We start from the raw sequence: 21,728 nt of genomic DNA, 5'->3' as shown, positions 1-21,728 counted from the left end.
TTGGCGGCCAGGCGGTGGCGGCCACGTGGGCGCGCATGCCCGGCGCGCCAGTCCGGATGAGCGGGTCGAGCTGCGCGGGCGGTCGTGCGGCTGGGCGGTCAGGCTGGGTGGGCGGTCAGGCTGGGCGGGCGGTCAGCTCGGCGAGGGCGGTGGTCAGCCGGTCGACGTCGTCGTCGGTCGTGCCGAGCCCGAAGCTCGTCCGCAGCAGCCCCGGCGTCGCGCTGCCGCAGCCACCGATGCCGGTGTCCCCGGTCAGCCGACGCGTCAGTGGATGGGCGCAGAACAGTCCGGCTCGCACCCCGATGCCGTACTCCCGGGCCAGCCGGTCGGCGATCGTCGCGGGGTCGTGTCCGGGCAGGGCGAGCGACACGATGCCGACCCGGGGCTGCCGATCGCCGAACACGCTCACCGGCCGTACCCCCGGGATCCCGGCCAGTCCCTCCCGCAGCCGGCCCAGCAGCTCCTGCTCGCGCTCGTGCAGCGCGGTGCGGTCGGTGCGCAGCAGCGCCGCGCAGACCGCGGCCAGCGACACCGCGCCGAGCAGGTTGGGGGTGCCCGCCTCGTGCCGGGCGGCCCCGAGGGCCCACGTCACGTCCCCGGCGGCGGCGCCGACCGCGGTGCTGGCCCCGCCGCCGCTGAGGTACGGCTCGGCGGCGTCGAGCCAGTCGGCCCGCCCGGCCAGGACGCCGGCGCCGAACGGGGCGTAGAGCTTGTGCCCGGACAGGGCGAGGTAGTCCGCGCCCAGGGTGGCCAGGTCGACGGGCGAGTGCGGCGCGAGCTGCGCGGCGTCCACGACGATGCGGGCGCCGTACCGGTGGGCCACGTCGGCCAGCCGGCGCACCGGCCAGATCTCGCCGGTCACATTGCTCGCGCCGGTGACCGCGACCAGGACCGGCCCGCCCAGCCCGGGCCTGTCCAGCCCGGGCCCGTCCAGCCCGGGCCTGCCCAGCCCGGGGCCGTCCAGGCCGCGCACGCTCCGCAGGGCTCGCTCGACGGCCGCGACGGCCTCGTCCGGGCTCGCGGGCGTGGGCAGTCGCAGCGGGCGGCGCCACGGCAGCAGGTTCGCGTGGTGCTCACCGTCGAAGACGACCGTGGTGGCCTCGGCCGGCAGGGCGCGAGCCAGCAGATTCAGCGCGTCGGTGGTGTTGCGGGTGAAGATCACCGTGTCGCCGGCCCGGGCGCCGAGGAACTCGCCGACGAGGTCGCGGGCTCGCTCGTACTCCAGGGTCGAGGTCTGGGAGCGGATGCCCGTGCCGCGGTGCACGCTGCCGTACCAGGGGAGCAAGCTCTGCACGGCGTCCGCGGCGGCGCGCACGCAGGGGGCCGTCGCGGCGTAGTCGAGGTGGGCGAACGGGACCGTCGTGCCATCGGGCAGGTCGACGGTCAGTTCCGCGCCGACGACGTCGAGGTCGGTGTGCTGCAGGACGAGGGACATGGTGCTGCCTCCGGGAGGTCGGGGACCCCGCCCCGGGGCCCGCGCTTGCCCGCGTCGGTGTCGACGCCGGCCCGGTCCTCACCCGGAGCACCCCATCGCGAACACAAGGGTTGCCGGCCAGCAAGCCGGGGCTTCGCGCTGGCACTCATGACCTGACAGCACCGTAGCAGAGCCGCCCGCTGGAGGTCACCGGTGTGCCGCGGGACGAACGGGCGCGGCGGCCGACGAGCCGATCGTCGCCGATCTCGCCCGCCGGTTCGAGGTCGGCAAGTTCATCGCCGACAGGTACCAGGGTCCGGTGCCGGCGGCCTTCTGAGCGAAGTGTCGTACCCGTGCGGCAGAGTGTCAGGGGTGCGTAGCCCTACCGCCCCTGACACGGCCCACCCCCGCGACTGGCTGCCGAGCTATCTGGCGCTCGCCGCGATCTGGGGCACCAGCTTCCTGTTCATCAAGGTCGGCGTCCGTGAGCTGCATCCGCTGTGGCTCACCTTCGCCCGGGTCACCGCCGGCACGGCGGTCCTGCTGATCGTGCTCGCGGTGACCCGCGACCGGCTGCCCCGCGACGCCCGGCTGTGGGGCCATCTGGCGGTCGTGGCCGCGCTGGGCGTCTCGGTGCCCTTCACCCTCTTCGGGTACGGCGAACAGCGCGTCTCCTCGGTGCTCGCCGGCATCTGGAACGCGGCCACCCCGCTGGTCGCGTTGCCGCTGGCGGTGCTGGTCTTCCGCACCGAGGCCCTGACTCCGCGCCGGGTGGCCGGCATCGCGACCGGCTTCCTCGGTGTGCTGGTGGTGCTGGGCGTCTGGCGCGACCTCGGCGGCTCGCAGCTCACCGGGCAGCTCATGTGCTTCGGCGCGGCGATGTGTTACGCCGTCGCGATCCCGTACCAGAAGAAGTTCATCGCCGGCCGGGCCGGCTCCGGGGTGTCGATCGCCGGCGGGCAGCTGCTGATGGCCCTGGCCCAGCTGGCCGTGCTGGCGCCACTGCTGGCCGGCGCGCCGCCCGCCCCGACAGAGCTGTCACTGCAGGTGGTGCTGTGCGTGCTGGCGCTGGGCGCGCTCGGCACCGGGCTGGCGTTCGTGCTCAACATGCGGGTGATCCGGGTGGCCGGCGCGAGCACGTCGGCGTCGGTGACCTACCTGATGCCGGTGGTGGCGACGGTGGTCGGCGTGCTGATCCTGGGCGAGCACCTGATCTGGAACCAGCCGCTGGGCGCGCTGATCGTGCTGACGGGCGTGGCGATCTCCCAGGGGGTGCTGTCCCGCCGCCGCGCTGCCCGGCCGCCGGACGACCCGGTGGTCGCGGGCCCCGGCCCGGCGGCGGCCGCGCCCTGACCGGACCTCAGGCCTGCCCGAGGATGGCGGCGCGGGTGGGACGCCGGTCGAGCTTCATGAAGCGGTCGGCGCCCTCGAGCTCCGAAAAGCCGGCCCGCCGGTAGACCTCGTGGGCGTCCTTGGTGGCGAGCATGAAACGCGCGACACCCTGGTCGGTGAGGTCCTCGACGATGCTGTCGACCAGCCACCGGCCGAGACCCCGGCCGCGGTGCCCGGTGGCCACGAAGACATCGCAGATCCACGCGAGGGTCGCCCCGTCGGTGACGATCCGGGCGAAGGCCACCTGCTCGCTGCCGTGAAAGACCGAGTACGGCAACGACCCCTCGATCGACCGCGCCACCACGTCGTAGTCCCGCCCGGCAGCCCAGTAGGACTCATCGCACAACGGGTCGCCACCCCGCGGCCTGCCTATGCTGACCACCGATCGACGCCACACGGCAGGAGTTGCATTGGACAGCTTTGACATCGGCCGGATCACCGACGCGGATTTCGAGGCTCTCTGCCGTGACTTGCTCGGACAGGTGCTAGGCGTCCGGTTCGAGCTGTTCGCGCCCGGCCGGGACGGTGGAATGGACCTCCGGTACGTCACGCCGTCCGGTGAGACCTGGATCGTCCAGTGCAAACACTGGGGTCGCAGCGGCCGCGCCAACCTGGTGGCGCACATGGCGAAGAAGGAGAAGCCCAAGGTCGACGCGCTCAAGCCGGACCGCTATCTGCTCGCCACCTCCGTGGATCTGAATCCGGAAGCCAAGAAGCGCCTGTTCGCCGATCTGACACCCTGGGTGAAGAGCACGGGGGACCTGTGGGGCCTGCGCGAGATCGAGGAAGAGCTGCGCGCGAATGACGAGATAGTGCAGCGGCACATCAGGCTGTGGCTCAACAGCACCGCCGTCCTTCAGGCAGTGCTGACCAACGGCATTCGTACGCGCTCCCAGATGCTGTCAGCCGACACCGAGACGACGTTGCGCACCTACGTTCCGGTCCCCGCGTTCAGCCGTTGTCTCGAGCTGCTCGAGGATCGGCACGCCTGCCTCATCGTCGGCGCTCCGGGGGCCGGGAAGACCACTTTGGCCCAGGTGGTGGCGGCCGCCCACGTCGCGAAGGGCTTCGACCTGGTGGAGATCTCGGAGGATGTCGAGGAGGCGTTCTCGGCCTGGCGCGACGATCATCACCAGGTCTTCTACTACGACGACTTCCTCGGCCAGACGGCGCTCGACGACAAGCTGCGCAAGAACGAGGACGGCCGGCTGCTGAGGCTGATGGAACACGTGGGGAGAAATCCCAGGAAGCGGCTCATCCTGACCACCCGCGAGTATGTTCTGGCGCAGGCCCGGCAACGCTACGAACGCCTGGGCCGCACCGATTTCGACCCCCTGACCCGCGTCGTCGACGTCGCTGAATACCAGCTCGACACTCGCGCCCAGATCCTCTACAACCACGTCTACTTCGCCGATCTGACCGCTTCGCAGCAGGCGTCCTTCTCGGAACCCGGCACCTACCTGCCGATTGTCGAGCACCGTAATTTCAACCCGCGGCTGATCGCCCTCACCCTGAGCCTGACGAAGGCCGATGCCGACCCGGGCGAGGTTGCCACGAACGTGCTGCGATCGCTCGACGATTCCAGCCAGCTCTGGCAGCACCTCGTCGAGAACCAGCTCACCGCGCATCAGGTCGCGCTTCTGGAGTCGGCTTACTCATTCGGCGCGGTAGACATCGACCCGCTGCGGCGGGCCTGGCGCTCCCTGACCGAGGTCCGCCGGCTGCCTGCCTCCGAGGACGACTTCCGCAAGGCGTTGCAGGTCCTCGACGGCACGCTGCTGGTCATCTTCGACCATGAGAACACGGTGAGGATCGTGGTCGGGAACCCTTCCGTGCAGGACTTCATGAAGGACTTCTACCGGCGGCGCCCCGACGCAATGCTGACCCTGCTCCAGAGTGTGGTGTCGTACGAGCAGCTCCGCAGACTGTGGACCCGGTTGCGATCTTCGGACCCTCTCGCTCAGCGTGAGGTGGTCAAACAGAAAGTCCTCGGTCTGCTCCGGGCCGAATCTCTCGCCGGATCGTTGCCGAACACCTTGCCGAGGCGGTTCATGACGGCCTTGCTGATCGCCCGTGTCCACGACGACCGGGATTTTGCCGACGAGCTGCTGGCCGACCTCGCCGACTGCGCGCCGGAGCTGGTCCATGACTGTGCCGATCTCTACGCCATCGCCGAGCTGGTCCAGTATCTCCGCGAACTGGCCGAGGAGGAGGCGGACGTCGACGACATCCTGGACATCATCGACGATGAGGCCCGGCAACGTCTCTGGGGCAGCGTCGAGGACTGGGACTCGGCCCGCGAAGCCGCAGACATCGCCGAGGAACTGGGGCTGTATCTCGGATCACGGCTTGAGGAACACATCGAGGAGACCTTGAAATCGGGTGCTCTCAGCCTCGTCAGACAATGGCAGGACGGAGACGGATCGGTGGCCCGGCGCGACGATCTGGCGGAGATCCTCGACAAGGTGCGGCCCGGTGACGTGACCGGCCTCACCGCGATCGACGAACACGACGACCGCGCGGATCCGGTGCGCGAGTTGCACAACCTGATCTCGCTCGCCGAGGTTCATCCGCACATGGGCTCGGTGGCACCCCGCGAACCCGCCCGCGCGGTGCACAAGGACGACCTCGCCCGGCTGTTCGGCCGGTTCGCGAACCACGGCTGACCGGCCGATGTCGTCCGGTTCAGCTGACCTCGCGCAGCCGCACGTCGGCGTCCAGGTCGCTGAACGCCTCCGCCGACCGGGCCGGCTTGAGGCCGACCTCGTCCTGGCTCATGGCTCAGCTCCTGTGTCCAGGGGAGTGCAGCTCATCCCTGCATCCCGATAGGAGATGGAGTCAGGCCGAGCGGTCGTCGTAGGCGGCGCGGGCCCGGTGCACCGCGGTGATGTGCGTCTCGGCCCAGCCCTTGATGGCCCGCTGCAACGGCAGCAGCTCGTGGCCGAGAGCGGTCAGCTCGTACGACACCCGCACCGGGACCGCCGCGGTGACGCTGCGGGTCACCAGGCCGTCGCGTTCCAGCTTGCGCAGCGTCTGGGTGAGCATCTTCTGGCTGGCCCCGGCCACCTCGCGGGACAGTTCGGCGTACCGCAGCGGCCCGTCCGCCAGCGCGGCCACCACCAGGGTCAGCCATTTGTCGCTCAGCGTGCCCAGCAGGTCGTGGCCAGGGCACTCGGCGAGGTTGGCGTTGTAGGCGCGCTGCGCCTCGTCCCGGCGCTCTGCGGCGGACCTCGTGACCATCGCGGCGGTCTCCTCCCGGTACGGTACGCACTCCCGGGTGCGTCCTTACCGCCCGACGATATCGCCCCTAGCGTCGCCACCATGAGAGCCGTGATCGTGCGCCGCTTCGGCGGCCCCGAAGTCCTGGAAGTGGCCGACCGCCCCGAGCCCCGCCCCGGCCCGGGCCAGGTCCGGATCCGCGTCGCCGCGGCGGCCGTGAACCGCATCGACCTGTCCACCCGCAGCGGCGCCATGACGCGGGCGGGCCTGCTGCCGCCCGCTGACGAGGTCAGGCTGGGCTGGGACGTCGCGGGCGTGGTCGACGAGGTCGGTCCGGGAGTACGTCGCCGCGCCCCGGGCCACACCGTCATCGGCCTGCGGGACGTCCTGTCGGCCGGCGGTGCGCAGGCCGAGTGGGTGGTGCTGGACGAGCTCGCGACCGCCCCGGCGCCCCGCACGGTGAGCCTGCCGGAGGCATCCACCCTTCCGCTGATCGGTCTCACCGCCGACCGCGCCCTGTCCCTGACAGGGCTGCGAGCGGGTCAGACCCTGCTGGTCACCGGTGCGGCGGGCGGGGTCGGCGGCCTGCTGCTGCAACTCGCCGCCCTTCGCGGCATCCGCACGGTCGCGGTGGCGGCCGGGACCGACGAGGAAACGGTACGGGAACGCGGCGCCGACGAGTTCGTGACCCGTACGGACCGGCTGGGCGCGGCAGTCCGCGACGTGATCCCCGGTGGAGTGGACGCGGTCGTCGATGCCGCCGTGGCGGGTGTCACAGCCCATGAAGCGCTGCGCGGTGGAGGGGTGTTCGTGGCCCTGGTGGCGCCGTTCGCCCCGCCACCGCTGCGCGCCACCAGCGTCGTCGTCCAGGAGGTGCGGGCCGACGGCGGCCGCCTGACGGCACTCGCGGCGCTGGTCGACGCGGGTCTGCTGACGCTGCGCGTGGCGGACACGATCCCATTGGCCGGCGTGGCCCGGGCCCACGAGCGGCTGGCCGCCGCCGGCCTGCGCGGACGGCTGGTGCTCGTGCCCTGACAAGCGTTCATCAAGGCTTCACAATGCCTACCTATTGGATGGATATGGTGGCGCCCATGACGAGATCCGTGCACGTGAGCGCCGCCGCCCCGGACGCCGCCCGCCGCCGGGCCGAGGAGGCGGCAGTCCGGCGCCAGTTCGAGAAGGACGCGCTCTGGAGCCGGATGATCGCCCCCGGCGGCCGGGTCCCGGACCTGCCCCTGATCGAGGTCGACCTGGGCCCGATCCACCTGCGCCGGCTGCTGGACACCGGGCCGCTGGTCCTGGTCTTCATCCGGTACGCGGGCTCGGCGGCCTGCGAGGAGACCGTGGTGGCGTACGAGCGGACGCTGGCCCCGGCCTGCACGGACCTGGGTGCCCACCTGGTGGCGGTGAGCCCGCAACGGGCGGAGCTGCTGGCCCCGGTCAAACACCGCAACGATGTGAGCTACCTGGTGGCGGCCGACCCCCGGCACACGCTGATCGACGCGTTCGGCCTCGGCTATCAGGCGCCGGCGGCCACCGAAGTGCTGGGCACGCGGCGATCGGTCCTGCCGTACCCGAGCGTGGTGGTCGCGGATCGCACGGGAACGGTGCGCTACGCGGACGTGCACCCGTTCACGGCGGCACGCACCCCGGCGGCGCCGATCATCGCGACCCTGCGCCAGCAGATCGGCTCGATCCCGGTGGCGCCGCGCGGCCGATCCTGACGCACGGTCCTGTCACTCCGGCGTGAGGCACGCGCTACGTCCCCGCGCCGAAGAGCAGCATGTCGGCGACGAAGCACGTCACCGCCCCCGATGAGTTGCGGCCGATCCAGGTCGGGTAGGCGCCGTCACCCCAGCCGCTCGACCACGCCACCATGCCCCCTTCGGCCAGGGTGGTGAAGCGGTCGAAGTCGAACCGCTCCCATTCCTCGGACAGCCGTTCGCGATTGTCCTCGTCGACGAAGCAGCCCAGCCCCGCGTCCACCCCGAAACCGAAGAACTCGCCGTCGCCCAGATCCAGCCGGTCCTGGCCGTCGCGCAGGGCCAGTTCCCAGGTGGCGGTGGGTGAGTCGGTGATCTGCAGGCGGGCGGCAGCCACCCGGCGATGGCCGGGATCGTCGGCGAAGGTCGCCACGCTGATCGTCACCGGATACCCGCCCGGCGCGACGGTGACGGTGAACGGCTCCTCGCCGTAGTCCAGTGACGACGGGTCGGCGGCCACCAGCCGCCCCGACGGCAGATGCAACGGCCCGGCCGCGTGGGTGGAGATGCGCGTCGTCCGGTCCCGGACCGGCCGCTCGGCGCCGTCGGCGAAGAGCTCCTCGATCCGGTACGGCCGCAACGGCCGGGGCGGCTGCCACGGGCGTACGCCGGCACGGACCGGCAGCGGATGCGACGACGCGTCGACGATCTCGGGCCGTCCGTCACCGGCGAACTCCAGCAGCGCCTGCCACTGGCCGAAAGCCGGAACGGCGAGACGCGGCGCCGGCGAGTCCGGCGTGAAGTCCTTCGCGCTGGAGTTGCCGCGCTCGACGAAATCGGTGCGGCGGCCGTTGAGCTCGAAGGAGACGGTCGTTGTGGTCGTACCCTGCCATCGGCGTGCCTCGCGCAGAAAGAGGTCGCCGGTCCTGCTTCTCCGCCACTGGTGGCGGGAGGCCCGCCCGCCGTAACCGTCGAAGCGGGTCAGCCCGAGATACCCGTCGCCGAGCGCGACGTCGACGACGGCGTGCGCCCGCCCGCCGGCCAGCAGAACTACCGAGTACGGCTCACCGCCGGCATGCCGGGCCTCAGCGATGTCTCTGGTCAGCGGATTGACCACCCCGTCGTCCCAGCCGTCGCAGTACACCGTCGTGAGCGTCGCCCCCATGACCGGCGAGTCTAGGAGACGGCGACCCCAGCCGACGTTTCTCTTCAGCACGTACTCGAATCTGTTGTCGTCTTGGAAGGCGGCGACGACCTCCCAGCCCTCGGCGCCGAGCGCGTTTCAGGCGAGGCCGTACACCTGGTTGAGGTCGAGCAGATGATGGCCGGCGACGGCCCGCTCCTCGAGGTCCAGCACCAGGACCAGGAACACGTCGGGGGTCTCGCACTGGATGAGGACGTGCTGGTACGGCGTGCCGGTCATGGTCCAGCCGTACGGCACGTCCCCGTCCGAGAAGTCGTGGCCCTCGAAGTCCGCCGGGGGGATCGCGTCGAAGTACGGCCAGAAGTCGAACGGCGGTGCCTCGTCCGTGTCGAGTCGCGCCGGTCGGGGCACCGTCGTGGCCTTGAACTCTTCCTCGGTCAGCTTGCGCACCCGATCAGCATGCAACGCCCACCTGCGTAGCCGGCGCGGGGGCCACTCACCCGGGCGAACCCACAGGTGACGCCGCAACCGGCGGCCGCTCCGCGCGTTCATCTGGCGTGCGGAGAATTGCGAGCTTGGCGCTGATCGTTGCGTGCGGCGGGGTGCTGGCCGGCTGCGCGGGTGCGGACGGCGGCGCGGGATCGACGTCGCCCGCCGGGAGCGCTGATGAGACGCGGCCGGGTGGGTGGGAGGCGATCGTCGACAGGGTCATGCCGGATGGTGGCCGCCCGCCGACGATGCCGGATGAGGACGATCAGGGCCGGATGCCGCCGGCGAGCGGACAGGGAGCCGGCGGGCTGGGCCAGGACGGACCGGGCCTCGATGGACAGGGCCTCGTCGGATCGGGAGGCGGCGGGCAGGCGCCTGACGGGCCGGCGGTGGCCCCGCCGGCAACCGGCACCGACGACGCCGGCACGCCGCACGCCGGATTCGACACGCCGGCTCCACCACCGCCCGCGCCCCCGGGGGCTCCCGGAAAGCCCGCGCTACCGGCGGCTCCCGGAAAGCCGGCGCCCCCGGCGGCTCCCGGGAAGACGGCCGTGCCGCCGTTGCGGACGATGGGGCCGGGCAACGCACCGCCGGCCAGGACGCACGTCGTCGTGGTGACCCCCGGCATGGGATCGGGCACCGTCGCGCCGGGCATCGGACAGGCCGTGCCGGCGCGGCCGATGATGGGCCCGGGCGGGGGCACTTCGATCTCGGGCGGCGGTGACAGCGGCGGGATGTCGGCCGCTCGCTGATGCCCCGGACGCAACGCCGGCAGGGAGCCGGCCGGCGCACCCCGCCGACGGACACCAAGTCGGTGCGACAGCGCATGCGAGAACGGGAGTGGCGCACCTGGTCTCTGGAGAAGTGGACCGCGGTCCTCAGCGGGGTGGTGACGGTGCTCACCGCGGTCGTCGCCCTGGGATGGTGGGTGGGGCCCGTCGTCGTGAAGAAGCTGACCTCGCGTGCCGCGGTCTGCGGCATCTCCGAGAAGGGCCGGGTGCTGCTCGACGCCGCCTGGCTGACGGTGCCGGCGGAAGGCGCCGGTGATCCGCGGCCCGCGGTGACCGGCTCCTGCAACTCGCGCGGTGGCGGTCGGTCGGTGTCCCGGCGCGGCCCGGGGAGCTATGAGGTGATCCTGCAGGATCTGGGCGTCGACGGCGGCACGGTCGAGGTGACGGCGGTTTCCGGCGCGCACCGGGTCTGCGGCACGGGCGGCTGGGGCCGTACGGCCGACGGGGTCGACCTGACGATCCGGGTGACCTGCGTGGACGGCCGGGGTGCCCGTGCCGACTCCGGGTTCGCGGTGCGGTTCCTCCAGGGGTACGTGGGCATCGGTACGCTCGCCTACCTGCGCTACGAGCTCGGCACCACGTCCCCCTTCATCCCGGACGACAACTACAGCTTCAACTCGTTCCACCGACCGAATTCGGTCAAGCGCCTCCGGGCCGGCGTGTACGTGGCCTCTCTGCAGGGCGTGCAGCGGTCGGCGGACAGCGGCATGCCGGGCGTGGTCAAGGTGACGCCCGTGGGCGACGTCGTCCACGCCTGCAACCCGACGGTCTGGGATCCGCATCATGACGAGGTCACCGGCGCGGGATGGATGCAGGTCGAGGTGGAATGCTTCGACGCCGCCGGAGCGCCGGTCGACAGCCGCTTCGCTCTCAGCTACTCGGTCGGCCTGGCCGCCCCGCCTGGGATCGTGGCCAGGGGTGCCCAGCTCTGGAGCAACCAAGCGGCGATGCGCAGCTTCACTCCCAACCCGGTCTGGCAGTTCTCGTCCGCCGGCCCGCTGGCCCTGGTCGAGCGCCGGTCCGCCGGTGACTACGTCGTGAAGATGCCGGCCGCCGAGCTGACCCGCGGCGGGCACACGCAGGTCTCCGCCTACCACACCGCCGCGTCCTGCCACCCGGACGCCGTACCGCACGAGCGGGACGACGTCGTCAGCGTCAGGATCCGCTGCTGGTCCCGTGGCGCCCCTGCGGACGCCCGCTTCTCGCTGCTGTTCCAGAGCTGAGGCAGCACGGGCCGGGGCGGCGCGGACTCCGGCCCGGCGGGCCCCGGGCGCCGCTGAGCAGGTGGCACGATGGGCGCATGACTCTGGACCTGTTCGCGGGGATCCCGGTCCGTGACTACGCCGCCGCCACGGCCTGGTACGAGCAGCTCCTCGGGGAGCCGCCGTCGTTCCTGCCGAACGACACCGAAGCGGTCTGGGAGCTCGCGGAGCACCGCTTCCTGTACATCGAGGTGCTCCCGGACCGGGCCGGGCGCGCCCTGCACACCGTCTTCGTCAGCGACTTCGACGACCGCCTGGCCGCGATCGCCGGTCGCGGCCTGACCCCGGCCCACAGCGAGACCTACGACAACGGCGTGCGCAAGGCGATCTTCCGGGATCCGGACGGCAACGAGATCGGGTTCGGCGGCGGCCCGGTCTGAGATCACCGCGGCTGCGGCGCGGCCGCGGTGACCGGGTCGCGGCGCGGACGGCGCAGGCGGTTCTCCGCGTACGCCATGCCGACCAGCACGATCACACCACCGGCCACAGTGGTCAGAGTGATCCGCTCGCCCAGCGTGATCGCCCCCACGACGACCGCCGCGATCGGTACGAGGTAGTTGACCGCGGAAGCCGTCGTCGCGCCCACCTCGCCGATGAGCCGGAAGTACAGCACGTACGCCAGCCCGGTGCTCAGTACACCGAGCAGCACGATGCTCACCGTCACCCGCGAGGTCAGCGACACCGCGCCCCACTGCAGGAACGGGCTGACCGCCGCCTGCAGCACCACAGCCATGGACAGCTGTCCGGCGGCGAGCGACATCGGCGCGAGGTGGCGCGGCGACAGGAACTTGCGGACGTAGACGAAGCCGGCGGCATAGCTGACCGCCGCGCCGAAGCACGCCAGCTCCCCACCGGCCGACCCGCCTCCGGTGCGCCACGGCGCGATGACCACGACCAGGCCGGCGAAGCCCACCAGCAGCCCGATCAGCTTGCGCGCGGTGGCGCGTTCCTCGGCCAGCGCGAAGGCCGCGACCGAGAGGGTGAGCAGCGGGGTCGCGCCGACCAGCACCCCGGCGATGCCGGCGCCCGCGGTGCGCTCGCCGTAGGAGAGCAGCAGGAACGGGATGACGTTGCCGAACAGGGCTGCGGCGGTCAGGTGGCCCCAGACGGCGGCACCGCGTGGCAGCCCCACCCGGCGGATCGCGGCGATGCTCAGCAGCACCGCCGCGCCCAGCACCAGCCGGGCCAGCACCAGCTGAGCGGGGGAGAGGCCGGCCAGGGCCTCCTTGATGAACGTGAAGCTGCTGCCCCAGAGGAGCGCCAGAACCAGGAAGCGAATCTTCATGGTCCTATCCTCGAAGTGCGAGGGCTCCGGCGTCCACCAGCTGTTTCTAAGCGCTTCCGTTAAGCAGAAGTGAAAGATTGCTCCAGCTCGGCGGCGGCCCGGCGGAACGCCTCGACGACCGGTCGCAGGTGCGGCGCCTGCTCGGCCGCGGGCCGCAGGAAGACCGAGACCTGCCGCGCCGGCTGTTGCGCCCGGGGCGCCCGTAAAGTCAGGCCCGGCGTCTGGCCGGCGGTGCACATCCGCGGCGCCAGCGCGACGCCGTGCCCGGCGCGGACCAGGGCGAAGACCGAGACGTAGCTGTCCGCCGTGTGGGCGATCCGGGGCGTGAAGCCGGCCAGCGAGCACTCGCGCAGGGCGATGTCGCGGCACAGGCCGGCCGGCGGCACGATCCACTCCTCTTCGGTGAGATCGGCGAGACACAGATCAGCGGTGGCCGCCCGCGGATGCCCGGCCGGCAGGATCACGTCCAGCGGATCGACCAGCAACGGCGTACGGGTGAAGCGCGCGTCGTCCGCCCGTACCTCGCCATCGAGCCCGACCACGACGTCGGTCTCGTCACGCAGCAGCCGGTCGAGCGCCTCCTCGGTGTCCGCCTCGCGCACCCGCAGGGTGAGTCGCGGCGCGTCCGTGGCCAGGCGGCCCATCGCCGGCACCGCCAGAGCCGGCACGGCCGTGGTGAAGATGTCCACCCGGACCGTCGCCGCCGCCCCGCTCACATAGGCGTCCAGCTCGGTCTGGGCCAGCTCCAACTGGGCGAACAGCCGGTCGGCGTGGCGCAGCAGCAGCCAGGCGGCGTCGGTCAGCCGCACCCGCCGCCCGTGCGGCTCCAGCAGGGGCGCCCCGACGTCCTTGGCCAGCAGCGCGAGCTGCTGCGACACCGCCGACGATGTCATGTGCAGCGCGGAGCCGACGGCGGTGACCGTGCCGCGGTCGCGCAGCTCCCGCAACAGGCGCAGCCGCCGCAGGTCGATCTGTCCCATGTCCGCATCCTAGGCGGAGGATTTATATAAGCACTGTTACAGTTTGCCGATGCCGCCTCCCGATCTGCTCGACAGCAGCTACTACGGTCCGCTGTTCCGCCTGCTCGCCGACATGGACGCCGACATCGCCGGGCTGTACGCCGAGGCCGGCATCGAGGGGGTCCGGACCCGCTTCGTCGGCCCGATGATCGAGCTCGGCCGCGGCGGCCCGCTGACCATCAAGGAGATCGCCGAACGCCGCAAGGTCAGCCACTCGGCGATGAGCCAGACCGTCGCGGCGATGCGCAAGGCCGGCCTGGTCGAGCCGGCCGGCGACAGTGACGGGCGCAAGCGCCGGGTCCGGCTCACCGCCCGGTCCCGCGAGCTCCTGCCGTTCCTGCAGGCCGAGTGGCGGGCCACCGAGGCGACGGTGCTGGCGCTGGACGCCGAGCTGCCGTACCCGATCATGCGGGCGGTGGCCGACATCCAGGCCGCGCTCAGCGCCCGCCCGTTCGCCCAGCGGTTGCGCGATCACCTCGCCGGCGAGCAGTCGTGAGCGCGCTCGACTCCCTGGTCGACCTGCGCCCGCTGCGCGAGAACCGCACGTTCCGCCGGCTGTGGCTGGGCACCACCGCCTCCGGCCTCGGCGGCCAGTTCGGCGGTTTCGCCGTCGTCTACTACATCTGGGAACGCACCCACAGCGCCGCCATGGTCGGGCTGGTCGGCCTGGTCACCGCGGTCCCGCTGATCGTGCTCGCGCTGGCCGGCAGCGCCTTCACCGACCACGTCGACCGGCGGCGGCTGGCGCTGGGCTGCTCGTACGGTCAGCTGCTGATCAGCGTGGGGATGGCCGGGGTGGCCGCCTCGGACGTGGGCGGCGTACCGCTGATGCTGGTCCTCGCCGGCGCCGCCTCCGGGCTGGCCGCCCTGGGCGGGCCGGCCAAGCAGACCTTCACCCCGGTGCTGCTCAGCGGGCACCGGCTCGCCGCCGGCCTGGCCCTGAACCACCTGTCCTTCCAGCTCGCCATGCTGCTCGGCCCGGCCGCGGCCGGCCTGGTCACCGCGCAGTGGGGGACGACCTGGTGCTTCGTCATCGACGCGGTCACCTTCGGCTTCGCCCTGATCGGCATCGCCGGCCTGCCCCGGGGAGTGCAGGGCGCGACGGGCCGCCCGGGTGCGGCGGCGGTCCGCGACGGACTCGCGTTCACCGTCCGCACCCCGCAGGTCCGGGGCGCGTTCCTGGCCGACCTGGCCGCCACGCTGCTGGCCATGCCGATCGCGCTGTTCCCGGTGATCAACGAGGAGAGGTTCGGCGGCCGGCCGGAGATCCTCGGGCTGTTCATCACGGCCGTCGCCGTCGGCGGGGTGCTCGCCTCGGTGCTGTCCGGCCTGGCCACGCACCGCCGCCACCCCGGGACGGTGCTGCTGATCTGCGGAGCCGTCTGGGCGGTGGCGCTGGGCCTGGCCGGACTCAGCGGCCACCTGCTCGTCGTGCTGGGTCTGCTGGCGGTGGCCGGTGCGGCGGACACCTGGGCGGTCGTGTCCCGGGGCACGGTGGTGCAGACGGTGACGCCGGCCGCGTACCGGGGGCGGGTGGCCTCGCTCGAGCACATCGTCGGCTCGGCCGGCCCGCAGCTCGGCAATCTGCGGGCCGGCCTGGTCGCCTCGGTGACCTCGGGCGGCGCGTCCCTGGCCATCGGTGGAGTCCTCGGCGTCGTCGCGACAGGACTGATCGCGCTGACGACACCCGCGCTGCGCCGCTTCACCGTCGAGGACCGGGTCACCGAACCAGCGCCCTGACCGGGCCGGCCCGCTACCGCTCGCTTCAGTGCTGGCCGGCCTCGGCCGGTGGGCGCCGGGCCGGTCCCGCCACCGCGTAGGTGACGAGCCCGCCCAGCGCCAGCAGCCCGGCCGTGACGTTCGCGGCCGTGCTCTCCGGAGGCTGGGCCTGCCACGTCAGGACCTGGCCCAGGACCGGTTCCGAGCGGGGGTACAGGGCGGCGGCCAGGGTCCAGGCCAGCGGCAGGAACCAGGCCCTGGCGGTGCCCGTCGTCGCGGCGGCCAGAGCGGTCAGCCCCAGCAGCCCGGCCGCGTCGCGCACCATCATCCACCCGGGACCGAAGCGGGCGCCGGTGGCCAGCGTGACCAGCATCAGCACCACGACGACCAGCAACGCCACCAGCAGGTGCGCGACCCGTCGCCGCGGCCAGCGCAACGCCGCCGTGCCCTCCAGCGCGTCGTCCGGACCGCCGAGCGTGGCGGTCAGCGCGACGACCAGCAGCAGCACGGTCAGGGCGACCATCTGGAAGCCCACATCGCGCGCGTTCGAGAACACCGACCACAAGGACCACATCAGCACCGCGATGCTGCCGGCCGCGGCCAGCGCCATCGGTGCCCGCCGGGACCGCAGATAGAGCGTCAGCCACCTCATCGGGCGTTCCCGGTGAGCAGTCCCTCGTCGACCGAGCAGCTCAGCGCGGCCCGGCGCAACGCCACCACACGCTTCTGGGCCTCGGCCTCGGGCAGCTGCCGCAGGCTCTGCCACAGTTGCACGGCACTGTCGAGCATCGCGGGGTCGGACATCTCGTCGGCCACCGGCTCTCGTCCGGTCAACCACGAGGCGGCGGCGACCCGCTCCGGCCAGCCGGCCGGCTTCTCACATCCGGGCGGGCTCGCGAACGCTCCGAACACCACTTCCGCCGGGATCGCGGACGGCTCCAGCACGTGTCCGTCCGGGCCGGCCTCGACGCTGACCAGGGCGACATCCTCACGCCACGCCGGGTAGACGTCGGGGTACGCGGTGGTGTCCTCGTGCACCTCGGTCGGTCCGCCCGGCAGCTTCGTCAGAACCGTCAGGGCCTCGCGGGCCTTGGGCGTCACCTCGGCCAGCAGTCCGGAGTGGACCCGGCTGACACACACCCGCGGCTGGTCGTCGGTGCAGACCAGGGCCCGCGCCACCGGGTCGATCGCGTCCGTCACGAACCTGTTCTGGTGCGGCATCACGGTGACAGCCAGTGCCGCGCCCAGCACCAGCGGCAGCAGCGCGGCCACCCGGATCCGCCGGCCGCCGGACGCGAACAGCAGCACGGCGGCGACGGCCAGCGCGGCCAGCCAGACGGCCTGGGCGGCGCTGACCCGGCCGGGCACGGTCGCGTAGGCATCGGGCATGTTCATCTCGTAGATCGGCGAGAACACCAGCGCCAGCCACCCTCGGGGCCGTGTCGCGGCCGGGATCAGCAACAGCAGCGCCAGGCCGGCGATGCCCAGCGCCGGGGCGGTCACCAGCGAGGGCAGCAGACGGCCGACCGCCAGGCCGACCCAGACCGCCGCGACCAGTGCCAGCACGCCGACGGCCGTGACGGCCAGGACGGCCGCCGGGAAGTACCGCGCGGTGCTGACGATCCACAAGGCGCCCGCGATCCCCATCGCCAGGTAGCCGCCCACCACGGCGACCCCCATCGCGCCGACCGTCGGCACGATCCGGTGGGCCCGCGGGCGCGGGGTGCTGCCGAAGAGCTCCTCCACGTTGGACCGGTGCTCCCGCCGGGCCTGCCAGGCACCGGCGGCGAGCGCCAGCGGCCAGAGCACCGCCAGATAGAGCCGCTGCGTCATGGCCAGCTGCATCCACCCGGTGGAGAAGCCGATCCCCTCGGCGAAGAAGAGCAGCAGGGTGCCGGCCACCGCCAGGGCCAGGGCCGAGCCGAGCGCCGCCGAGCGGCGCAGTTCGATACCGAGGATGCGGGTCATCTGCCGGCCTCCGCCCGGTGCCGACGCAGCAGCGCGGAATAGCCGCGTTCGGCCGGGCTGTCCCCGGCGTCGCCCTGGCCGCCCTGCGTCATGAGGTCGTCCGGCGTGCCCTGGTAGACCAGCCGTCCCTCGTTGATCAGGACGACGTCGGTGCAGGCGACGACCACGTCCTCGACCAGGTGGGTGGAGACCAGCACGCAGCTGTCGACGCCGAGATCCCGCAGCAGTTCCCGGAAGTCGAGCCGCTGCTCCGGGTCGAGCCCGACGGTGGGCTCGTCGAGCAGCAGCACGGCCGGGTCGTTGACGATCGCCTGGGCGATGCCGGCCCGGCGCAGCATGCCGCCGGACAGCGTCTTCATCCGGGCGCCGGCCTTGGCCGTGAGGCCGACCCGGTCGATCGCCCGCTGCACCGCGCCCGGCACCGCCGACTTCGGCATCTCCTTGAGCCAGGCCATGTACTCGACGAACTCCCGGACCGTGAACCGGGGATAGAAGCCGAACTGCTGCGGCAGGTAGCCCAGGCCGCGGCGGACCCGGCGCAGATCGGCCCGGCCGTCGACCGCCTCGCCGAGCAGCGTCAACCGGCCGCCGGCGGGCTTCACCACCGTGGCCAGCGCCCGCATCAGCGTGGTCTTGCCGGCGCCGTTCGGGCCGAGCAGTCCGTGCACCCCGGTGCCGAGGGCCAGGTCCAGCCCGTCGACGGCGAGATGCCGGCCGGCTCGTACCCGCAGCTCCTGGGCATGCACGGCCCAAGGGTGGGTGGTGGGAGCCGTCTCGTCCGCGCTCACCGTACGCATCATCAATCCTCCGAAATAATGGGCAGACGCCCGGGAGCTCAGTTGTGGCTGGACAGCCGGCGGAAGTTGTCGGCCCGCAACACGGCGAGCCCGGCCAGCGTGAGGGTGAGCAGCGCCCACCCGGGAGAGCTGCCCGCTCGCAGCACCGCCGGCAGTTCGGCGGTGGCCACGGCCGGCGCGATCACGGCCAGCGCCCAGACCGCGCCGAGGCCGATGGCGGCCAGGCGCACCCCGACGAAGCCGCCCAGGGCGATGGTCGCGGCGGTGAAGGCCAGGCACGGCAGCAGCGTCAGGGCCATTGAGGTTCCGGTACGGGTGCTGGCCAGCGCCAGCGCCGGCACCACCACGGCCAGCACTCCGGCCGTACGCCGTAACAGCATCGTCAGCCCGGCCGCCGGCGTACCCGCGATCAACTCCCAGGCCGGGTCGTGACGCCGGCTCCACGCGATCGCGACGCCCGGCAGCGGCGCCACCGGAGCCAGCAGCGCGACCAGCGACGGGAGCCCGGGCGCCAGCGCCTGGAGCAGCACCGCGCAGGCCAGCACCGCGACCGTCATGGTGAGCCACGGCATCAGGTGCCAGACCACCCAGCGGTGCCGTGCCGCCGACCAGCGCGGCCGGCGCACCGGGGCCGGACCGGCGGCGATGCCGTCGTCGAGTCCGGCGGCGACCCGGGCGAGCAGGCTCCGGGTGTCGTCCGCCGTGCTGCCCGCCACCAGGGCCCGGCAGTGCGCGCACCCTTCCAGGTGCACCTCGACGGACCACACCGTGACCTCGTCGAGCTCGGCCGCCGGGTCGGCGTAGCGGGCGATCACCGCGGGGTTCGGATGGGTCGTCATGACAGCGCCTCCCGCAGCGCGAGCCGGGCCCGCCGGGCCCGGGATTTCACGGTGTTCTCCGGTACGCCCAGCAGCAGCGACGTCTCCCGCACCGAGAAACCGTCGAGCACCATCGCCTGCAGCACCTGTCGCGCCTCCGGTGGGAGCACGAGCAGGGCGTGTTCCAGCTCCTGACCGACCCGGGCGGCCATCACCTCGTCCTCGGCGGCCGGCGCGACCGTCTCGGTGAGCGCCACCGCCGGGAGCTGGTTCTGCCGGGCCCGGCGCCGGAACGCGTCGACCAGGCGGTGGGCCGCGATGGTCCACAGCCAGCCCACCCCGCTGCCGGAGGTGGCGGACCCGGCAAAGGTGCCCGCGGCCCGCCACACGGCCAGGTACGTCTCCTGCATCACGTCGGCGACGACGTCCTCGTCGGCGCACCGGCGACGCAACCGGGCGAGCAGCCACGGCGACGTACGCCGGTACAGCTCGTCGAAGGCGCCCCGGTCACCGGCGGCGGTGCGGCGTACGAGGTCGTCCTCGCCGGCCGCGTCCAAGCTTCGTCTCACACCCAGCAAGACGAAAGATCACCGCTCGCGGTTCTCCCGATGGTGTGACATGAGTCACGAAATGCCCCGGGCTCGCCGCCGGTGGCGGGTCTCCGAGCCGGTGCCCCGCTGTCCTAGGCTGGCGTGAATGTGGCTTACCTCGCTGTTGCGGCGGCATCACGAAGTGGCGAAGTTCCTCGTCGTCGGCGGCGTCTGCTTCCTGGCCACGACCGCGGTCAACTACGCGCTGAAGCTGACGGTCCTGCCCCACAAGCCGGTCACCGCGCTGAGCATCGCCACCGTCCTGAGCACGATCCTGTCCTACGCGCTGAACCGGGAGTGGTCCTTCCGCACCCGCGGCGGCCGGCTGCGGCGGCACGAGGCCTCGCTGTTCTTCGTCGTCAGTGCGATCGGCATCGTGCTCACCGTGCTGCCGCTCTATGCCTCCCGGTACGTGTTCCTGCTGCGGGTACCCGAGGTCAGCCGGCCGGTGCAGGAGATCGCCGACTTCGTCAGCGGCATCGTGATCGGCACCGCCGTCGCCATGGTGTTCCGGCTGTGGGCTTTCAAACGTTTCGTCTTCCCGCACGCCGAGGTCCGTCCCCGCCGGACCCGCTCGTCGGGGCCGGACCTCGGCGTGCGGCCTGCCGGGTCGCCGATCAGCGGCCCGCGTCGCCCGGCCGGTCCCGCAGCTGGATCTCCGCGCTGTTCTGCAGGAAGCTCTGCTGCGACACCGGCACCAGCACCGCGTCGCGATGGAAGCCGGGCAGGTCGATCGCCCCGCAGCTGATCATCGTCGCCTTGAGCTTGGCGATGGTCAGGGCCACGTTGTCGTAGAGGCTGCCCGCGTACGGCACGTAGCCGTCGACACCCTCCTCGAAGGTGAGCCGGCTGCCACCGCCGTGCTCGTAGCGCGACACGTTGCGGGCCCGGTTGGAGCCCTCACCCCAGTACTCCTTGAAGAACTGACCGCCGACCCGGACCAGCGGCGACGGGCTCTCGTCGAAGCGGGCGAAGTAGCGGCCCAGCATCACGAAGTCGGCGCCCAGGGCGAACGCCACCGCCATGTGCGCGTCGGTCAGCAGGCCGCCGTCGCAGCACAGCGGCACGTACACCCCGGTCTCGGCGGCGTACGCGTCCCGCTCGGCCACGACGTCGATCAGCGCCGACGCCTGACCGCGCCCGATGCCCTTCTGGTCGCGTGTGGTGCAGATCGAGCCGCCGCCGATGCCGACCTTGACGAAGTCCGCGCCGGCGTCGGCCAGGTAGCGGAACGCGCGGGCGTCCACCACGTTGCCCGCGCCGATCCGCACCTCGTCGCCGTAGGTGTCCCGGACGAACTTCAGGGTGTCGGCCTGCCACACCGAATAGCCGTCGGAGGAGTCGATGCAGAGTAGGTCGGCGCCCGCTTCGACCAGTGCCGGGATGCGTTCGCGGTAGTCGTGGGTGTTGACCCCGGCGCCGACCCGGAACCGCTTGTCGGCGTCGATGGACTCGTTGCGGAACCGCTTGTGCAGCTCGTAGTCGCGGCGCAGCACGATGGACTGCAACAGCCCGTCGGCGTCGACCACCGGCAGCACGTCGAGGCGGTGGTCCCAGATGAGTGTGTTGGCCTCGGACAGGGTGATCGAGGGCGGGGCGGTGACCAGAGCCTGGGCCGGGCGCATCCGGGAGTCGACCGGGCTGCCCAGGTCGTGCCGGTGCGGATGGAAGTCGTCGGTCGAGATGAGCCCGACGAACCGCCCGTGCGGGCTGCCGTCGTCGGTGACCACCGCGACGTCCCGTTCGGCCGACTCCAGCAGGAGGGCGACCTCGCCGAGGGTGGCCGACGGCTTGATGTTGATATCGGAGAACCGGAAGCCGGCCTTGTGCCGCTTGACCGCCTGCACCATCGCGGCCTGGGCGGCGACCGGCTGGTTCTGGTGCACGAAGCTGAGCCCGCCGCACTGGGCCAGCGCGATGGCCAGCCGCGGCGAGGACACCGCACCCATGATCGCGCTGGTCAGGGGAGTGGCCACCCGGACGGCCGCGGGCTCACCGACCCGGTGGCGCACCAGCGGCGCGCCGAGGTCGACGTTGTCCGGGGTGCAGCCGGCGGTGGTGAGGCCGGGGACGAGCAGGAATTCGTTGAGCGTTCGCGACACTTCGTCGAGGATCTTC

Annotated in this window: 21 protein-coding genes, 1 pseudogene and 1 riboswitch; of the genes and pseudogenes, 9 read left to right on the top strand and 13 right to left on the bottom strand. The window is 72.4% G+C overall.

Going from position 1 to position 21,728, the window contains the following annotated elements; translation table 11 throughout:
- Positions 1-115 precede the first annotated feature (115 nt).
- Positions 116-1,435 (bottom strand): aminotransferase class V-fold PLP-dependent enzyme, encoded by a 1,320-nt coding sequence (locus tag AB0C12_RS02395; RefSeq protein ID WP_360543292.1) that lies wholly within the window; start codon positions 1,433-1,435, stop codon positions 116-118.
- Positions 1,436-1,471: 36 nt separating this feature from the next.
- A riboswitch (SAM riboswitch) is annotated at positions 1,472-1,588 on the bottom strand.
- A gap of 198 nt (positions 1,589-1,786) precedes the next feature.
- Between AB0C12_RS02395 and AB0C12_RS02390 the strand changes: the two genes are divergently transcribed.
- Positions 1,787-2,767 carry a DMT family transporter gene (locus tag AB0C12_RS02390; RefSeq protein ID WP_360543290.1) on the top strand — a complete coding sequence of 327 codons (981 nt, stop codon included), beginning with the start codon at positions 1,787-1,789 and terminating at the stop codon, positions 2,765-2,767.
- A gap of 7 nt (positions 2,768-2,774) precedes the next feature.
- Here AB0C12_RS02390 and AB0C12_RS02385 read toward each other — a convergent pair whose 3' ends face one another.
- Positions 2,775-3,152, bottom strand: a complete 378-nt coding sequence (locus AB0C12_RS02385; RefSeq protein WP_360543288.1) for a GNAT family N-acetyltransferase — start codon at positions 3,150-3,152, stop codon at positions 2,775-2,777.
- A gap of 64 nt (positions 3,153-3,216) precedes the next feature.
- Between AB0C12_RS02385 and AB0C12_RS02380 the strand changes: the two genes are divergently transcribed.
- On the top strand, positions 3,217-5,472 hold the full coding sequence (locus tag AB0C12_RS02380) for a restriction endonuclease (protein WP_360543286.1): 2,256 nt from the start codon (positions 3,217-3,219) through the stop codon (positions 5,470-5,472).
- Positions 5,473-5,644: 172 nt separating this feature from the next.
- Here AB0C12_RS02380 and AB0C12_RS02375 read toward each other — a convergent pair whose 3' ends face one another.
- Entirely contained in the window at positions 5,645-6,046 is a 402-nt protein-coding gene (locus tag AB0C12_RS02375; protein WP_360543284.1) for a helix-turn-helix domain-containing protein, read from the bottom strand.
- A gap of 81 nt (positions 6,047-6,127) precedes the next feature.
- Here AB0C12_RS02375 and AB0C12_RS02370 point away from each other — a divergent pair, with 81 nt between their 5' ends.
- Positions 6,128-7,060, top strand: a complete 933-nt coding sequence (locus AB0C12_RS02370; protein WP_360543282.1) for an NADP-dependent oxidoreductase — start codon at positions 6,128-6,130, stop codon at positions 7,058-7,060.
- 56 nt (positions 7,061-7,116) lie between these two features.
- Positions 7,117-7,749, top strand: a complete 633-nt coding sequence (locus AB0C12_RS02365) for a redoxin domain-containing protein (protein ID WP_360543280.1) — start codon at positions 7,117-7,119, stop codon at positions 7,747-7,749.
- A 34-nt stretch (positions 7,750-7,783) separates the two neighbouring features.
- Here AB0C12_RS02365 and AB0C12_RS02360 read toward each other — a convergent pair whose 3' ends face one another.
- Complete coding sequence (locus AB0C12_RS02360; protein ID WP_360543278.1) at positions 7,784-8,893, bottom strand: DUF4241 domain-containing protein; 1,110 nt, start codon at positions 8,891-8,893, stop codon at positions 7,784-7,786.
- Positions 8,894-9,010: 117 nt separating this feature from the next.
- Positions 9,011-9,322 (bottom strand): hypothetical protein, encoded by a 312-nt coding sequence (locus AB0C12_RS02355; protein ID WP_360543277.1) that lies wholly within the window; start codon positions 9,320-9,322, stop codon positions 9,011-9,013.
- Between the two features lie 865 nt (positions 9,323-10,187).
- Here AB0C12_RS02355 and AB0C12_RS02350 point away from each other — a divergent pair.
- Together AB0C12_RS02350 and AB0C12_RS02345 are read left to right on the top strand one after the other, a co-directional pair.
- Entirely contained in the window at positions 10,188-11,375 is a 1,188-nt protein-coding gene (locus AB0C12_RS02350) for a hypothetical protein (protein WP_360543275.1), read from the top strand.
- Positions 11,376-11,452: 77 nt separating this feature from the next.
- Positions 11,453-11,794 carry a VOC family protein gene (locus tag AB0C12_RS02345; protein ID WP_360543273.1) on the top strand — a complete coding sequence of 114 codons (342 nt, stop codon included), beginning with the start codon at positions 11,453-11,455 and terminating at the stop codon, positions 11,792-11,794.
- 2 nt (positions 11,795-11,796) lie between these two features.
- Here the strand turns inward: AB0C12_RS02345 and AB0C12_RS02340 are convergent, their stop codons facing one another.
- Together AB0C12_RS02340 and AB0C12_RS02335 are read right to left on the bottom strand one after the other, a co-directional pair.
- Positions 11,797-12,699, bottom strand: coding sequence for a DMT family transporter (locus AB0C12_RS02340; protein ID WP_360543271.1), 903 nt, complete (start codon positions 12,697-12,699; stop codon positions 11,797-11,799).
- Between the two features lie 59 nt (positions 12,700-12,758).
- Positions 12,759-13,679: a LysR family transcriptional regulator gene (locus AB0C12_RS02335; protein ID WP_360543269.1), complete on the bottom strand. Its 921-nt coding sequence runs from the start codon at positions 13,677-13,679 to the stop codon at positions 12,759-12,761.
- 49 nt (positions 13,680-13,728) lie between these two features.
- Here AB0C12_RS02335 and AB0C12_RS02330 point away from each other — a divergent pair, with 49 nt between their 5' ends.
- Positions 13,729-14,214: a MarR family transcriptional regulator gene (locus tag AB0C12_RS02330; protein WP_360543267.1), complete on the top strand. Its 486-nt coding sequence runs from the start codon at positions 13,729-13,731 to the stop codon at positions 14,212-14,214.
- Positions 14,211-15,458, top strand: a complete 1,248-nt coding sequence (locus AB0C12_RS02325) for an MFS transporter (protein WP_360543265.1) — start codon at positions 14,211-14,213, stop codon at positions 15,456-15,458. Before AB0C12_RS02330 ends, AB0C12_RS02325 begins: the two co-directional genes overlap by 4 nt.
- A 25-nt stretch (positions 15,459-15,483) precedes the next feature.
- On the opposite strand, the gene AB0C12_RS02320 is transcribed toward AB0C12_RS02325, so the two are convergent.
- The 5 genes from AB0C12_RS02320 to AB0C12_RS02300 are packed head-to-tail and all read right to left on the bottom strand — an operon-like array spanning position 15,484 to position 19,589.
- Entirely contained in the window at positions 15,484-16,089 is a 606-nt protein-coding gene (locus tag AB0C12_RS02320; RefSeq protein WP_360543263.1) for a hypothetical protein, read from the bottom strand.
- Positions 16,086-17,405 (bottom strand): hypothetical protein, encoded by a 1,320-nt coding sequence (locus AB0C12_RS02315; RefSeq protein ID WP_360543261.1) that lies wholly within the window; start codon positions 17,403-17,405, stop codon positions 16,086-16,088. Before AB0C12_RS02315 ends, AB0C12_RS02320 begins: the two co-directional genes overlap by 4 nt.
- Positions 17,402-18,205 (bottom strand): ATP-binding cassette domain-containing protein, encoded by an 804-nt coding sequence (locus tag AB0C12_RS02310; protein WP_360543259.1) that lies wholly within the window; start codon positions 18,203-18,205, stop codon positions 17,402-17,404. The genes AB0C12_RS02315 and AB0C12_RS02310 overlap by 4 nt, the downstream gene beginning before the upstream one ends.
- Positions 18,206-18,240: 35 nt before the next feature.
- Complete coding sequence (locus AB0C12_RS02305) at positions 18,241-19,041, bottom strand: hypothetical protein (protein WP_360543257.1); 801 nt, start codon at positions 19,039-19,041, stop codon at positions 18,241-18,243.
- A complete protein-coding gene (locus AB0C12_RS02300) occupies positions 19,038-19,589 on the bottom strand; it encodes an RNA polymerase sigma factor (RefSeq protein ID WP_360543255.1) in 552 nt (183 codons plus the stop codon). Before AB0C12_RS02300 ends, AB0C12_RS02305 begins: the two co-directional genes overlap by 4 nt.
- A gap of 127 nt (positions 19,590-19,716) precedes the next feature.
- Here AB0C12_RS02300 and AB0C12_RS02295 point away from each other — a divergent pair.
- Positions 19,717-20,139: pseudogene (locus tag AB0C12_RS02295) on the top strand (GtrA family protein); the annotation flags it as partial.
- Between the two features lie 88 nt (positions 20,140-20,227).
- Here AB0C12_RS02295 and AB0C12_RS02290 read toward each other — a convergent pair.
- Complete coding sequence (locus AB0C12_RS02290) at positions 20,228-21,712, bottom strand: IMP dehydrogenase (RefSeq protein ID WP_360543253.1); 1,485 nt, start codon at positions 21,710-21,712, stop codon at positions 20,228-20,230.
- Between the last annotated feature and the right edge of the window lie 16 nt (positions 21,713-21,728).

It is taken from the genome of Actinoplanes sp. NPDC048967 (assembly GCF_040649415.1).
Taxonomy (GTDB): Bacteria; Actinomycetota; Actinomycetes; order Mycobacteriales; family Micromonosporaceae; genus Actinoplanes.
This window is presented reverse-complemented; position numbering and strand designations above follow the sequence as displayed.

Coding starts and splice junctions, on each gene's coding strand:
- AB0C12_RS02395 (WP_360543292.1), bottom strand. CDS start 1,435: ATGTCCCTCGTCCTGCAGCACACCGACCTCGACGTCGTCGGCGCGGAA.
- AB0C12_RS02375 (WP_360543284.1), bottom strand. CDS start 6,046: ATGGTCACGAGGTCCGCCGCAGAGCGCCGGGACGAGGCGCAGCGCGCC.
- AB0C12_RS02370 (WP_360543282.1), top strand. CDS start 6,128: ATGAGAGCCGTGATCGTGCGCCGCTTCGGCGGCCCCGAAGTCCTGGAA.
- AB0C12_RS02365 (WP_360543280.1), top strand. CDS start 7,117: ATGACGAGATCCGTGCACGTGAGCGCCGCCGCCCCGGACGCCGCCCGC.
- AB0C12_RS02360 (WP_360543278.1), bottom strand. CDS start 8,893: ATGGGGGCGACGCTCACGACGGTGTACTGCGACGGCTGGGACGACGGG.
- AB0C12_RS02350 (WP_360543275.1), top strand. CDS start 10,188: ATGCGAGAACGGGAGTGGCGCACCTGGTCTCTGGAGAAGTGGACCGCG.
- AB0C12_RS02345 (WP_360543273.1), top strand. CDS start 11,453: ATGACTCTGGACCTGTTCGCGGGGATCCCGGTCCGTGACTACGCCGCC.
- AB0C12_RS02340 (WP_360543271.1), bottom strand. CDS start 12,699: ATGAAGATTCGCTTCCTGGTTCTGGCGCTCCTCTGGGGCAGCAGCTTC.
- AB0C12_RS02335 (WP_360543269.1), bottom strand. CDS start 13,679: ATGGGACAGATCGACCTGCGGCGGCTGCGCCTGTTGCGGGAGCTGCGC.
- AB0C12_RS02330 (WP_360543267.1), top strand. CDS start 13,729: ATGCCGCCTCCCGATCTGCTCGACAGCAGCTACTACGGTCCGCTGTTC.
- AB0C12_RS02320 (WP_360543263.1), bottom strand. CDS start 16,089: ATGAGGTGGCTGACGCTCTATCTGCGGTCCCGGCGGGCACCGATGGCG.
- AB0C12_RS02315 (WP_360543261.1), bottom strand. CDS start 17,405: ATGACCCGCATCCTCGGTATCGAACTGCGCCGCTCGGCGGCGCTCGGC.
- AB0C12_RS02310 (WP_360543259.1), bottom strand. CDS start 18,205: ATGATGCGTACGGTGAGCGCGGACGAGACGGCTCCCACCACCCACCCT.
- AB0C12_RS02305 (WP_360543257.1), bottom strand. CDS start 19,041: ATGACGACCCATCCGAACCCCGCGGTGATCGCCCGCTACGCCGACCCG.